Source organism: Kaarinaea lacus, assembly GCF_975902315.1.
On record NZ_CDLKIE010000263.1, the window covers coordinates 1 to 12,753 of the forward strand.

17 protein-coding genes are annotated in these 12,753 nt (G+C 45.8%); 12 read left to right on the forward strand and 5 right to left on the reverse strand.

Annotated elements, in window-relative coordinates; all coding sequences use genetic code 11:
* The 7 genes from hisI to ACWVCM_RS08115 all read left to right on the forward strand — a co-directional run.
* The coding region (gene hisI / locus ACWVCM_RS08085) for a phosphoribosyl-AMP cyclohydrolase (protein ID WP_455201224.1) at positions 1-424 on the forward strand (424 nt) is incomplete at its 5' end.
* Positions 425-436: 12 nt separating this feature from the next.
* Positions 437-766: a phosphoribosyl-ATP diphosphatase gene (locus ACWVCM_RS08090; protein ID WP_455201225.1), complete on the forward strand. Its 330-nt coding sequence runs from the start codon at positions 437-439 to the stop codon at positions 764-766.
* Positions 763-1,101: a histidine triad nucleotide-binding protein gene (locus ACWVCM_RS08095; RefSeq protein WP_455201226.1), complete on the forward strand. Its 339-nt coding sequence runs from the start codon at positions 763-765 to the stop codon at positions 1,099-1,101. The genes ACWVCM_RS08090 and ACWVCM_RS08095 overlap by 4 nt, the downstream gene beginning before the upstream one ends.
* A 43-nt stretch (positions 1,102-1,144) precedes the next feature.
* Positions 1,145-1,375, forward strand: coding sequence for a Sec-independent protein translocase subunit TatA (locus ACWVCM_RS08100; RefSeq protein ID WP_455201227.1), 231 nt, complete (start codon positions 1,145-1,147; stop codon positions 1,373-1,375).
* Positions 1,376-1,495: 120 nt separating this feature from the next.
* Positions 1,496-1,939: a Sec-independent protein translocase protein TatB gene (gene tatB / locus ACWVCM_RS08105; RefSeq protein WP_455201228.1), complete on the forward strand. Its 444-nt coding sequence runs from the start codon at positions 1,496-1,498 to the stop codon at positions 1,937-1,939.
* Positions 1,940-1,985: 46 nt separating this feature from the next.
* Positions 1,986-3,014: a twin-arginine translocase subunit TatC gene (gene tatC, locus ACWVCM_RS08110; protein WP_455201229.1), complete on the forward strand. Its 1,029-nt coding sequence runs from the start codon at positions 1,986-1,988 to the stop codon at positions 3,012-3,014.
* Positions 3,015-3,114: 100 nt separating this feature from the next.
* On the forward strand, positions 3,115-3,402 hold the full coding sequence (locus tag ACWVCM_RS08115; protein WP_455201230.1) for an oxidative damage protection protein: 288 nt from the start codon (positions 3,115-3,117) through the stop codon (positions 3,400-3,402).
* Positions 3,403-3,523: 121 nt separating this feature from the next.
* Here the strand turns inward: ACWVCM_RS08115 and ACWVCM_RS08120 are convergent, their stop codons facing one another.
* Entirely contained in the window at positions 3,524-4,804 is a 1,281-nt protein-coding gene (locus tag ACWVCM_RS08120) for an ATP-grasp domain-containing protein (RefSeq protein WP_455201231.1), read from the reverse strand.
* 39 nt (positions 4,805-4,843) lie between these two features.
* A complete protein-coding gene (locus ACWVCM_RS08125; protein WP_455201232.1) occupies positions 4,844-5,221 on the reverse strand; it encodes a HesB/IscA family protein in 378 nt (125 codons plus the stop codon).
* Between the two features lie 364 nt (positions 5,222-5,585).
* On the opposite strand from ACWVCM_RS08125, the gene ACWVCM_RS08130 reads away from it, so the two are divergent.
* Together ACWVCM_RS08130 and ACWVCM_RS08135 are read left to right on the forward strand one after the other, a co-directional pair.
* The gene (locus ACWVCM_RS08130) at positions 5,586-6,023 is read left to right on the forward strand and encodes a hypothetical protein (protein ID WP_455201233.1); all 438 of its coding nucleotides are present in this window, start codon (positions 5,586-5,588) and stop codon (positions 6,021-6,023) included.
* 15 nt (positions 6,024-6,038) lie between these two features.
* Positions 6,039-7,031 carry a 2Fe-2S iron-sulfur cluster-binding protein gene (locus tag ACWVCM_RS08135; RefSeq protein ID WP_455201234.1) on the forward strand — a complete coding sequence of 331 codons (993 nt, stop codon included), beginning with the start codon at positions 6,039-6,041 and terminating at the stop codon, positions 7,029-7,031.
* A 15-nt stretch (positions 7,032-7,046) separates the two neighbouring features.
* Here ACWVCM_RS08135 and ACWVCM_RS08140 read toward each other — a convergent pair whose 3' ends face one another.
* The 3 genes from ACWVCM_RS08140 to ACWVCM_RS08150 form a co-directional block, all read right to left on the reverse strand.
* A complete protein-coding gene (locus tag ACWVCM_RS08140) occupies positions 7,047-7,337 on the reverse strand; it encodes a pentapeptide repeat-containing protein (protein WP_455201235.1) in 291 nt (96 codons plus the stop codon).
* Positions 7,338-7,357: 20 nt separating this feature from the next.
* Complete coding sequence (locus ACWVCM_RS08145; protein ID WP_455201236.1) at positions 7,358-8,845, reverse strand: sensor domain-containing diguanylate cyclase; 1,488 nt, start codon at positions 8,843-8,845, stop codon at positions 7,358-7,360.
* Positions 8,846-9,006: 161 nt separating this feature from the next.
* Positions 9,007-9,774 (reverse strand): hypothetical protein, encoded by a 768-nt coding sequence (locus ACWVCM_RS08150; RefSeq protein ID WP_455201237.1) that lies wholly within the window; start codon positions 9,772-9,774, stop codon positions 9,007-9,009.
* Between the two features lie 303 nt (positions 9,775-10,077).
* On the opposite strand from ACWVCM_RS08150, the gene ACWVCM_RS08155 reads away from it, so the two are divergent.
* From ACWVCM_RS08155 to ACWVCM_RS08165, 3 genes are all read left to right on the forward strand, one after another.
* Positions 10,078-10,806, forward strand: coding sequence for a hypothetical protein (locus tag ACWVCM_RS08155; RefSeq protein ID WP_455201238.1), 729 nt, complete (start codon positions 10,078-10,080; stop codon positions 10,804-10,806).
* Positions 10,807-10,811: 5 nt separating this feature from the next.
* On the forward strand, positions 10,812-12,287 hold the full coding sequence (locus tag ACWVCM_RS08160; protein ID WP_455201239.1) for a tetratricopeptide repeat protein: 1,476 nt from the start codon (positions 10,812-10,814) through the stop codon (positions 12,285-12,287).
* Positions 12,280-12,753: hypothetical protein (locus tag ACWVCM_RS08165; RefSeq protein ID WP_455201240.1), on the forward strand; the 474-nt coding region annotated here is incomplete at its 3' end. The genes ACWVCM_RS08160 and ACWVCM_RS08165, both read left to right, overlap by 8 nt.

The following is a 12,753-nucleotide window of genomic DNA, read 5'->3' on the forward strand; positions in this document are numbered from 1 at the left end:
GCCGCATGGCGGCGAGCGGTATCGAAATGCGCTTATGAACAGTAACTGGCTAGACGAAATCAAATGGACCGATGATGGTCTGGTACCGGTTATTGCCCAGGACGCGGCAACGGGCAAGGTCATGATGTTTGCCTGGATGAATCGTCAGTCTCTGCAATTGTCTGTTGAAGAAGGGCGGGCTATTTACTGGTCGCGGTCACGACAAAAATTATGGCGCAAGGGCGAGGAGTCCGGTCACGTACAAAAAATTAAGGAAATCCGGCTGGATTGCGATAACGATGTCATCCTGCTGGCCATTGAACAGGTCGGTGGCATCGCCTGTCACACCGGGCGCGAACGCTGTTTCTATAAACAACTGCAGGATGGACAATGGGTGGAAGTTGAGCCTGTTATTAAAGATCCCTCTGCTATTTATAACAAGTAACCACGGCTCACTATGTCTAACAACGATATCCTGACTGAACTGGCAAAAATTCTGGAGCAACGTAAAGGTGCTGACGCAGATAGCTCCTACGTGGCCAGTCTTTACAGCAAGGGACTGGACAAAATCTTAAAAAAAATTGGCGAAGAAGCCACTGAAACAGTGATTGCGGCGAAAAGCGGTGATGCTGAACAAATTGTATATGAAACAGCCGATTTATGGTTTCACACGCTGGTGTTATTAGCGCACCAGGGATTGGGGCCCAAAGACGTATTGGCTGAGCTGGAGCGCCGCTTTGGTACATCCGGCCACGAAGAGAAAGCATCACGAGGAAAGTCCACATGAGCGATTGTTTATTCTGCAAGGTGGCTGACGGAACTCTGGCCTCTGAAATGGTCTATGAAGATGATCAAATTGTTGTTTTCAAAGATATTTATCCTAAGGCTGATGTGCATTTACTGATGATTCCAAGGCAACACATCGCGAGTCTGGCCGAGCTGGATACGATACATGACGGTATAATCGCCAAAATGATGCGTTTATTGCCTCAAATCGCTAAACAGCAGGGACTGGACAATGGTTTTAGAACTATTATTAATACTGGCCCTGGAGGCGGACAGGAAGTCTATCATTTGCACATTCATTTATTAGGCGGTGGAAGTTTGCCCGGTTTTGCATAACAATACGCGGCTAAACTAAAAATACTGCGAAGCGGAGATTTAAATGGGAATTAGTATTTGGCAATTATTAATTATTCTGGCGATAGTGCTGGTACTCTTTGGCGCGAAACGGCTGCGCAATGTGGGCGGTGACCTGGGCGCGGCGATCAAAGGTTTCCGCAGCGCCGTCAAGGATGGGGAAGAAGATGCGTCGGCTACCAGTGCCAAAATGGAGAAGAAGGAAGACGACGTCATCGAAGGCGAAGTCACTAACAAAGAAAAAGACAAAGCCTGATAATTACTGGCTATTCTTCAGGTGTCAGGGGATTTCCCAAGAAGGCACTAATGCTCAAAACCAGGATTCTGTTTTCAGACCTATTGCTCACATCGTAGCGATCTTATGTTTGATATTGGCATGTTAGAACTCGGGCTTATTGCGGTAGTGGCTTTGCTGGTCATTGGCCCTGAGCGCTTACCGGCAGTAGCTCGTACTATCGGTTTCTGGTTTGGCAAGACCAGAAAATTTGTCACATCAGTGCAGGAAGATTTTAATCGCGAGGTTATCAAGTCGGAAGAGCTGAAACGGCTTGTGGAAGAACAATCCAACATAAAAGACGTGCATGAAATCATTGAGCACACACTTGATGAGTCGCGTAAAACGGTTTCGACCAGTGCAAACCTTGAAACGAAGAAAAAACAGACCCCGCAGCTTGATGAAGTTGACAGCGAAAGTGTTGAGATAAAAAGTGATAGCAAAGGCCTGGATCAAGCGCAAAAAATCGATCAAGAAGCAGAACAGGCACCAGAACCACCGTTAGAACAAGTAAAAAGTAATAAGCCAGAACAGGCGAAAAATTAATAAGTAAAAAAATACGATTATCGACTATAGCCGGCGAATGTTTTGAATGACAGATCCAAAAGAATTTCCTCCACCGGTAGAACAGCCTTTTGTGGCACACCTTGTCGAGCTGCGCGATCGTTTGTTGCGCGCTGTACTGGTCATTATTGTTATTTTTCTGGCGCTGATCGGTTTTTCCAATGATTTATACATTTTCCTTGCTGAGCCATTAATTGCAAGTTTACCGCAGGGTTCAAGCATGATCGCCACCGGTGTGATTGCACCTTTCCTGACGCCGTTTAAACTTACCCTGGTTGTTTCCATTTTTGCGGCAATTCCCTTTCTGCTTTACCAGGCCTGGGCGTTCATCGCGCCAGGACTGTATAAAAACGAACGGCGTCTGGCATTTCCTTTGATTGTCTCCAGTACCATTCTGTTTTATACAGGGATGGTGTTTGCCTATTATGTGGTGTTTCCACTGGTGTTTGGTTTTATGGCAACGACTACGCCTGATGGTGTCGCACAGGCGCCTGATATCAGCATGTTTCTTGATTTTGCCATCAAACTGTTTTTTGCGTTTGGTGTCGCCTTTGAAGTACCGATAGCGACAATTTTGGTGATCTGGAGCGGTATGACGACGGCTGAGAGCCTCGCTGCAAAACGCCCGTACGTTATCGTTGCCGCATTCGTAATTGGCATGCTGTTAACGCCGCCTGATGTTATTTCACAAACCCTGTTGGCATTACCCATGTGGGTGCTGTTCGAATTGGGCCTGGTTTTTTCCAGAATGTATAAGCCTAATAAGGATGACGCAGAAGAAGCGCCGGGATCAGAAAGTGAGTCTGCGCAAACTGCTACGGAAGAGGCTGTTGACGATGGATCGCCTGCTGCAGATTACGGCGATAGCCAGGTAGAAGAACACCAGGACTTGACTGAAGCAGAACTGGATGAGGAACTGGACAGAATTGAAGACGAAGAATATGACTACGATGACGATGCAGAACCTCACCCCGAGTACGAGCCAATACCTGAGGAAGACGATAGTACTAAGTCAGCTGGTGATAGTGACGTACCCCCTAAGGATAGTAATAAATAAGGTATTGGATCGGTTAGAATGTCATTGCATTGCTGTAGCATAACACTACACTTCAATGTGAGAGCTTAGATTTCGTTATTAATAATGGTGGAAACAAACGATGGCTAGAATGGTTCAATGTGTGGTTTTGAAGAAAGAAGCAGAAGGACTGGATAAACCACCTCATCCCGGTGAACTGGGGGTGCGAATTTATGAGAATGTTTCAAAAGAAGGCTGGAAGCAGTGGCTTGAGCGTCTCACGACCATTATCAATGAAAACGGGCTCACCACAGCTGATCCGCAAAATCTTGAAGTCATCGAAAAGCACATGATTGGTTTTCTGTTTGGCGAAGGCGATTTTGGCGGATTGCCGGCTGGATTTCAGGCAGGTGGCGGTGGTAAAAAATAATCACTGTTTACCATTCTTCAATAGCGCGATTTCTATTTCATCTAAAAAATCTTCCAGATGCCACGTAGATTAATTCGCTTCTGCTTACAGCTGTAAGTAAAGTATCGATAGCTCCCGACAATTACTGACTCGCAACAGGATCACCCTCAATCCGCCAGAGTGGATCGACTACTACGTTAAGTTGTCTGTACGCTGCACGTAACGCAGTTTCCACCTGCTCCGGCGACTCTGCCGACGCGAAAATAAAACCCAGATAACTGGCGCCTTCCGGTAAACTCACCAGTTCATGACCTTCGCGGATGGCAATATGTATTGCGTTTATGTGCGGTACTTTTTGCGCGTCGAGTATACCTTCAATCCGGCGTAATATTCCTGAGCGCGGTGTGGGTATCATGAGTACTCCCGCTGCGTTGTCAAATGATTCAATGTCGATCACATCACCCATGGCGTATTTGATCACGAGGGATTCCAGGCTGTATCCACTGGCATATTCCAACAAACGGGCGCACTCGCCACCAATGGTTCGCGCAGCCACTTCGATAATATATGGCACGTCATTATGGAAGCGTAATTCTGCATGGATGGGGCCGGTCTCTAGTCCATAGGCCTGGCAGGCAAGCTCGATGGTTTGTATGGCTTTTTCCTGTAGAAATCTGGATAAACGCGAGGGTGTAACATAATAGGTTTCTTCAAAATACGGGCCTTCCAGTGGATCCGGTTTGTCGAAAATGGCAATGGTATTCAATTTGCCATTTTTCAAAATGCCTTCCAGGGCGATTTCATGGCCGGGAATAAATTGTTCGATCAACAGTGTTGAGCGTGCCTCAACTTCTGACAGTTGAGAAACAATGCGGCTAATAGTTTTAGCCGCTTCGATAAGCTCGCTGCGATTATTTGCGCGAATCACTCCGCGACTGGCGGATAGATTGATTGGTTTTGCAACGACCGGGAAGCTAACGTCAGGTATCTGGCCAGCCGCCACTTCCGCGATGTTTGCTATCCAGTGTACGGGTACGGGTAAACCGGATTCTTTTAGCAGTGCCCTCGCTTTGTGTTTCCAGCGCGTAAATTGAATCGCATCAGGTGGATTATGCGGAAGTCCTAATACCTGGGCTGATGCTGCGGCAATTTCGCTGGCCATGTCATCGGCGGCGATAATTCCCAGGTATGGTTGTTGGGCGGCGGCATGAATAATAGTATCAATCGCGGCCGCCGGATCACTAAAATTAATATGTAATCCGGAAGCAATTTCATTAATTAGTGAATATTCGCCGTTAGATGCAACTTCAATGGGAGTATTGAGGCGTTTGGCAGCATTAATATAAGGCGCCACCCGATAGCTATCGGGTGGCGCCACTAAAAGGATGCGTGATTTTGTATTGGCGTGAGCGGTGTCTTGCAATCGTTATGAAGTTTTTTGCTTTACAATCAGAAAATTAAATTAGCAACCACCTCCTGCAGCACCGCATGCGCTGCAGGTACCGGAGCCGCCGGTGGACGCGAAGACATTTTTAAATACGAAGCTCGCTCCCAGTCCTTGTTGAACATAATCAATTTCAACACCTTCCAGATAATTAAGTGCAACCGCGTCTATATAAACGGCTAAATCATCACGTTGATAAACAGCATCAAATGGTGAGGGTGATTCGGCGAAGGTCATGCCATATGTCATACCGCCGCAACCGCCGCCGGACACAAAAATTCGTACACCGTTAACTTCGTCTTCGGAGTTTAAGAGTTCCACCAGTTTTTCCTGTGCAGCCGGTGTTACGTTAATCTCATCGGTGAGTGTTTCTTTGTATGCAGGTACACTGCTCATGCTTTGACTCCAGTTAAAAAATGTTTGTGACAATATATTAGCACTTTTCTCGTTGATATTAAGGTCTGTTTTACCACGATAGATCTGAAGTTTGTTGTAGTGCCGTGTTAATTTATTGAATATTAACAATTAAAAGTAGATTTTAGGCTAATATCTATTTAGCAGTAGCCTGTATGGGGTAGACAGGTGAATGATCGATTGGTTTCTGTGCTCGGTAATTAAACTAAAACCCCATAAACAATCACATTATTTAATTACCATTATACTTAAGGGACGAGTTCGAACTATTTCTCCTCGCGTTTTCGCTGGAAAAACAGCGCCAGCGCTTGTGAGGAAAATAACGGAATAAATAACAGGATTGGTAATGGCTAAATATGTCAACGTCGCCAAAGCAGCGCGAATTCTGGGTGTGACCCGGGCCCGGATGCAGGAGCTGATTAGAACGGGAGAACTGGAAACTTTTGAAGGGCAAGTAGACGTCGAACTGTTGCGCAGCAAGTTTCCCGGTCTGGCATTTAACGAATCTCCCGTTGTAGAAAGGACGCAAATTATTAAAGATGCTGCGTACGGTGATCGTTTGCAAAAATTTATGAATCCACCTGCCGATGTACTGCAGGCCAGGGTCAGGCGCTTAACGGTAGATCTTAATGTTGAAAGAAGTAAGGCCCGTGATTATCAGGATGTGATTGAAGGTTTGTTGCAACGGCTGTCTGAAATGCAACAGTATAGTGATGAAAGTCAACGCAGGGTAATTCAGGAACTCAATATGTGGCTGTTAGCAAGATTTGAGTCTACTAAATAATAAATCGTACTAGTTATGAGTTATTCAGTAACCTTGATGCCGAACGGCAAAAAATTTCAATGCGAAGCAAACGAATCCATACTTGAGGCGGCACTGCGTTCAGGATTAAATCTTAGCTATCACTGTGCCACTGGAAGCTGCGGCGAGTGTCGAGCCAGGGTTGTTGAAGGTCAGGTTAAAGATCATCGTTACTTTGATTTCGTCATTCCGGAAGCGGAAAAGTTAACTAACACGGTGTTATTGTGTTCGGTAACGCCGAGCAGCGATGTCGTGATTGAAGCAAATGAAGCTGCCTCCGCAAAAGATATTCCAATGCAGAATATCTCAGTGAAAGTCGCAAAACTGGATCGCATAAATGCTAATAACCTGGTGTTACATTTAAGAACTCCGCGCTCCAGAACATTGCGATTTTTGGCGGGGCAATATATTCAGGCGAAAACTGCAACTACTGATCCGGAAAACTTCTACGTAGCCAGCTGTCCCTGTAATGGTATGATTATTCAGTTGCATTTGCAGCGTACTGAAAACGCCTTTAGTGAATTTGCGTTTAATCATTTAAAAGTGGGTGATGCGCTGGAGCTGAATGGACCATTTGGTGAGTTCACCCTGGATGAAGAATCGCGCCGGCCTATTGTGATGGTGGCGCAAGATACTGGATTTGCGCCGCTGAAAAGTTTGATTGAGCACGCCATAGCACTGGATTTACCACAGTCCATGTATCTGTTCTGGCTGGTTGAACAGGGGCGGGATCATTATCAGGCGAACTATTGCCGTTCTTGGGAAGATGCACTGGATTGCTTTATATATCGACCGCTACATTTGGATAAACTCGCAAACGAGGAAAATGATTTTCATTCCGCAGCAGACTACGTGCTGGGTCGCGCGCCCATTGAGTCTGAAATCGATTTATATCTTTCGGGTAGTAGCGCAATGATCGAGGATTTTAGAAAAGCGTTTATTCAAAAGGGAACACCGGATTCCCGCATTCATATCGCGAAACCAGCTTAATTCTTGCTGCAATGGCTAGTCTTTTTTGATTGGCAGCAATGCGCCTGCCAGATTGGTGTTTAAAAAGATGGCGCCGGTAATATCTGCGCCAGTAAGATTCGCGCCCGAAAGATCTGCATCGCTCAGGTCGGCAAGTCGAAGGTCGGCGTGTTGCAAGTTAGCATGTTGGAGATTGGCGTGTTTCAGGGAGAATTGAACCAGATTTGCGTTCTCCAGGTTTGCACCACATAAATCCGCGCCATCCAGTGTGTCCGCTTCTATGTGAAGAAGTTCTGTCATTCCTTTACGATCATAGATGATAATCATAGTTCTGACCTGGATAGAAGCTAGGCTTCCATTACGCAGTTCTTTCCATGCTCCTTGGCAGCAGCAAGGGTTTTTTCTGCGCGAGTTAATACGGCCGCGGCGTTGTAGTCACGATGTACATTGATGAAAGTAAACCCACAGCTTAGGGTGCAGCGGAACTCATCAGGTACTGCTGGGTGGCGTTCCTGTTGTTCCAGAAATGTTTCTGACAGCTTTTCAATGCAGGGGCGAATTTTGTCCTGCTGCATGTCGAGTAATAGCAGTGCAAATTCATCACCACCCAGGCGTGCGGCAAAATCGGTCTTGCGACAATATTGCTGTAAGGTATTTGCCAGGAGTTTTAGTGCCTGATCGCCCGCTGTCTTTCCGGCACTGACGTTTAAGGTTTTGAAGTTATCCAGGTTGATCAATACCACTGCCATTGGAATACCGCGTCGCGCCAGATTGTAGGCGCGCACAAATTCATTATTAAAATGTCGGCGGTTGGGTAATCCCGTGAGTTCGTCAATCCAGCTCTGGTTGGCGATCATTTGCTGCTTTTTCTGGATGTCCTTGGCAATGTATTCAATCGAAGGAAGGATCTCCGCTGTTTCGTTTAGCTGGACGTTGGAATTGTCTTCTTCAAGTTGCCCTTCAGATATCTGTGTTAATCGTGCTTTTACCTTGTCGAAATCGTTTTTAAATATCCGTGAAGCATAGGAAATAAAGAAAAATATAAGACCAATGACAATAAACGAGGTTGTTAGATTCGATAAGCTTAATGTCAAATATATAGGTAAAGATGAAGCAAGGTTTTCTGTCAGCTTTATGGTCCATGTGCTCTCGGGAACACGCATGCTGATACTGTATTGTTCGCGGGCTGTTGATATGGAGCCGGCAACGGTAATGGGTTCTCCGTCATGGTCCAGTAACTGAATAAGCTGTTCCTTGCTAACACTTTCCTGCAAGGTGGCCTTCAGCGTATCAAGACTGAAACTGGCAAACAGGATACCGATATGATTTTGGTCTTCATCATAGATTGGTGTGGTTAAATCGAAGTGTGACAATTCAGGGATGTCACGATGAATGGGTGGGTGGGCAATATGCTCACCCTGCGACAACCGGGTTAGATCTGTAAGACATTGTGGGCCAAGGCGTAGCGACACTGGATCGCCAAGTACCTTGCCATTTTTAGATAGTAATGCGACACCGATGGCCTGGGGTAAAAACTTGCGCATTTGCAATGCCCACTGGTGGGATGCATTGGGTTCGCCGAAGGTGAGGATATCTCTTGTATTGGATTCAGCCGCAACGTTGGCGATGATTTGCCTGTACAGTCTTAGTTGTTTTCCCAGGATCAGGGCTTTGTTTTCCAGTTGTTCCTGGATTTGTTCGTTCTCATAGTTTTTATAATGCGTTCGCACTAACATCAAATTCACGATGGCAGAGACCAGCAACAAAGCAACGATTACCATTGCAGTAATAAAAATGATGCGTTTGAACGAGTTCTTACGTAACGGACTTTTCACTGATAACTTACGATTCTAAATTTTTATAGTGTTGTTAGTTCTGTTGCTGCTATCCTGATCGTTTTGCCAATTGCCCATCACATGTATCACCGTTTCCTGCTTTTTGACTCTGGCCACAACTGTTAGCCAGAATTGTAAAGTGCGAACTGCTGGCCAGGAAATTACGTATTGCTTGAGGAAATTTCCCTTAATTTTGTGACCGCCAGGTTCGCTTCGTCAGCGTGTGCGATGGCATTTGCCAGTCGCGCTGGTGCGGAGCGCCCCATACATTTATGTTCAAGATCGCCATTTATAGCATCTACCATTCCCTGGATCAGGCGCTCCCGATCAAAGGTGGTACCAGTAAGCCATTCCTGGATATCCATTACATCAGCAGCAACTTCACGTGCCAGCTGTTGATGCCTGGACCATAAATCATCAACTGTACCCCCGGTAATGAGCCCGGCAATATTAGTAGTTAGAATATAAACATTCTTGCGCACTAATTGGAATAGTAAATCATCGTGACCCGTTAAAAGCTGGGTTGGAATATCCATGCTTTGCAGGGCATTCGCTAAAATGTCAGCCTTGGGACCGAAAACGGGTGAGGGAACCAAAACTTTGTAATCCTGGCCTTTTTTCTTCTCAAACCAGACAGATATGACGGTGGGGTCTTCGATATGATGTTTTTGCCAATCACGAGGCAATAGTTCGTTCTGTAATAAGGCGATTTTGTCGCGCCATTGAGCTGGAAATTTTCCCAATGCGGGATGCAGGTCGTTTTCCGCCACTGATAAAAGCACAATGTCTGGATCAGGCACAGATTCCATGACCGTGGAGAAGTCGTCACCCCTAAGTACCGGGTAAACCGGCATACCTATTCGAAGTAAACCGCGGGCAAATACACCGCCCATTTCTCCCATCCCTATGATAATTGCTGGTTTTTTCATCAAAAACTCCATTCGAAACTGAAAGGCTTGTGAAATGGTTAGAATTTAGACAAAATGATATCTTTATTTACTATTGTAATTAATACTATTATTGGCTTTTATAGGGGTATTAATCCATAGCTTGATAACCAAAGACATTCTAAACGATCAATCCTCAATCCGTAACACCTTGCGGTGATATTGTGACAGGCATCGTAGCCAATGGTAGTGATAAGTTGGTAGAAATAAATAGAGGTTTTGTTCAGAGCGTCGGATGGGGTATCCTGAAGCAGGTCAAGAACGTCAAATTCGGAGTTCGTAAGTGTGAGGTTTAAAATTTTCGTACACAGCCTTCTACTGGCTTTGTGCAGCTTCGGTATCGGTACTGTACTCGCAGCAAAAGACTCTCAAAAGGACATTGGGGCGGTTTCAGAACACAAAGTTTCGATTGAGGCCGCTGAATCGACATCAGCGGGGGCACAAAGTAGTATCTTCATCACTCGTCAGGCTTCCAGGGCAGGGCAGGGATTGCTCGTCGCTGCGGCTCAAAAAGCGAGCGCCAAACAGGCACCCAGCAAAGAAACGAGCAAGTCCAAATATGAGAATTTCCAGGAACTGGACGTCGAAGCGGAAAATGTGCTTCGCGAAGTTCTCGATTTAAGTAGCGATCTGGCAATAGTCGACGAGCAACACAGCAACCCACCGAAAAACCAGCTTCTGGTACTAATTACATTACAACCTTCCAAGTTTTTTGAACTGGACTACGTGGAATTAAAGATTGATAACCAGATGGTGGCGGCCCACCCTTACACCGACGAGGACATTGCAGCAATGGTGCGAGGTGGTGGACATCGATTGTATCTTGCCAATTTGCCAGCGGGTACTCATGAACTGGAAGCCAAGTTTATTGGTAGAGTGCCAAGGGATCCCGATTACCAGCGGGAAGCAAAGTTTAAATTTATCTCAGGCGTTAATCGCACACTCATCGAGCTATATATCAATGGCGGCAAATCCGGTGGTTTCCCTCAATTTACTGTGAGAGAGTGGAATTAGGCAGCATGGTAATTCTGGACCGGTATAAAAATGCGCTCGATAGTGGAATTAGCCTGGTCTGGCGTGGTGCTGCGATATCAGCTCTTCTTTTAGCTTCTATGACCGCTAACGCGGAAATTATTTGGGTAGGCGTGAAAGACCCAAACATTAAAGATGCGTTATTTGATTCTTATAGAGGTCGTCATTTTTCTTCCATTACTCGACTGCAAATGGCGCAAAAGTTAGGTCGTGTATTAAACCAGGAGCAGGCTGGACTGGTATTGGGCGGTATGTATTTGTCTTATGGTTTCCATGATCAGGCTGCGAGAATTTTTGAAACCTTCCTTAGTGCGGAACAGCCTAAAGAAGTTCGAGACCAGGCCTGGTACTTCCTCGCCAAAACCCGCTATCAGCGTGGAAATTACAGCGGTGCGCTGCAAGCGCTGTCAAAAGTACAAGACACACTGGACTTTGGTTTGTCGCAAGAACGCAATTTGCTAGAGGCAACTATTCTTCTGAAGCAGGACAAAAACCTGGATGCATTGCGAGTACTGAAAAAAATTAATGAACGCTCCGACTGGGGTATGTATGCGAAATTCAATAAAGGTGTGGCTATCTATCATTTGGGTAGAGAGCAGGACGGCGTCAAATTGCTGGACGAAATTGGTACCGCTAGCGGTAGAGACCCGGAAATACTGGCGCTAAAAGATAAAGCCAACCTGGTTCTTGGTTACGGTTATCTGGATAAGGACAATCCCGATGCTGCTAAAGCATATCTGGAGCGAATGAAACTAACCGGGCCATTTTCCAATAAAGCTTTACTTGCGCTTGGGCGTGTTTATTCAGACAAAAAATTGCATAAAAAATCCCTGGTGCCGTGGCTGAAACTAATTGAACGACACCCTAGTGATCCAGCTGTTCAAGATGCATTAATGGCTGTGCCTTTCGCTTTTGGTCAGCTCGAAGCATACAAACAATCTCTGGAATACTATGAGAAAGCGATGCGGTCGTTTCAAGCCGAAATTGAAAAAATTAATATCGCTGCCGATGCTGTGGGTGGTGGAGAAATGCTGGAAGGTATGATCCAGGTTGCTCAAGTGGAACAGGAAGGTGATGACCAGCGTAAATTGAAGAGAGTGTTAGATACTCCTGAAGGTCGCTATTTGACGCCACTATTAGCTAGCTATGAATTTAGAGAAGCTTTGAATAATTACGCTGCTCTGCGTTTATCTTTGGGCAGGCTGGAAGGCTGGTCAGCGAGCCTGGGGACATATCAGGATTTAACAGACAGTAAGCGTAAGGAGTATAAAAAACGTATCGCGCGCGTGCAGTCGAAAGTAATTCTGCTCGTCGAGAAATATCGCCATTACTTGCAGAGTATGGCTTATGATGAGCTGGAGCGCCGTAAAAAACGTTTAGTAAGCTATTTTAACGAAGCGCGTTTCTCTGTAGCTCAAATTTACGATTACGCGGCGAAGCGTTGGGGTAGCGGTAATGAATAGCAGGTTATTCATATTGGTCGCGCTTATTGGGTTACTTTTGAACGGATGTGCTGCGAATAAAAAAGGCACTTTGGCATCCTTGGGGGAACTGGATGTCAAAATTGAAAAAGATGCCCCTATCGATAGTGCTCGGGAAAAGGCAGCAGATAATTACAATAGTTTTATCAGTTCTGCGCCAAAAGATTCGCTGCGTGTTGAAGCATTGCGTCGACTGGCAGACCTGGAACTGGAAAAAAGCGAAGAACATTTTCAGAAGCAAATCGCCAAGCTGGATAGCGAAAAGCAGACTGTTTCAATAGCCAAAGAAGCTGAAATCAAACAAAGCTCCTATGAAAATGCCATCAAATTGTATGAAGATGCCGCCAAAGCATCCGTGGGCGAAGCCAACGATCCGTTGATTTATTACCAGCTTTCCAAGGCCTATGAGCAGGCGGGGCAACCCAGGAAAGCTCTGGAAGCACTGGAC

Excerpts from the sequence above, each read along its gene's own strand:
- ACWVCM_RS08090 (WP_455201225.1), top strand. The coding sequence starts at position 437 with ATGTCTAACAACGATATCCTGACTGAACTGGCAAAAATTCTGGAGCAA.
- ACWVCM_RS08095 (WP_455201226.1), top strand. The coding sequence starts at position 763 with ATGAGCGATTGTTTATTCTGCAAGGTGGCTGACGGAACTCTGGCCTCT.
- ACWVCM_RS08100 (WP_455201227.1), top strand. The coding sequence starts at position 1,145 with ATGGGAATTAGTATTTGGCAATTATTAATTATTCTGGCGATAGTGCTG.
- tatB (WP_455201228.1), top strand. The coding sequence starts at position 1,496 with ATGTTAGAACTCGGGCTTATTGCGGTAGTGGCTTTGCTGGTCATTGGC.
- tatC (WP_455201229.1), top strand. The coding sequence starts at position 1,986 with ATGACAGATCCAAAAGAATTTCCTCCACCGGTAGAACAGCCTTTTGTG.
- ACWVCM_RS08115 (WP_455201230.1), top strand. The coding sequence starts at position 3,115 with ATGGCTAGAATGGTTCAATGTGTGGTTTTGAAGAAAGAAGCAGAAGGA.
- ACWVCM_RS08125 (WP_455201232.1), bottom strand. The coding sequence starts at position 5,221 with ATGAGCAGTGTACCTGCATACAAAGAAACACTCACCGATGAGATTAAC.
- ACWVCM_RS08130 (WP_455201233.1), top strand. The coding sequence starts at position 5,586 with ATGGCTAAATATGTCAACGTCGCCAAAGCAGCGCGAATTCTGGGTGTG.
- ACWVCM_RS08135 (WP_455201234.1), top strand. The coding sequence starts at position 6,039 with ATGAGTTATTCAGTAACCTTGATGCCGAACGGCAAAAAATTTCAATGC.
- ACWVCM_RS08140 (WP_455201235.1), bottom strand. The coding sequence starts at position 7,337 with ATGATTATCATCTATGATCGTAAAGGAATGACAGAACTTCTTCACATA.
- ACWVCM_RS08150 (WP_455201237.1), bottom strand. The coding sequence starts at position 9,774 with ATGAAAAAACCAGCAATTATCATAGGGATGGGAGAAATGGGCGGTGTA.
- ACWVCM_RS08160 (WP_455201239.1), top strand. The coding sequence starts at position 10,812 with ATGGTAATTCTGGACCGGTATAAAAATGCGCTCGATAGTGGAATTAGC.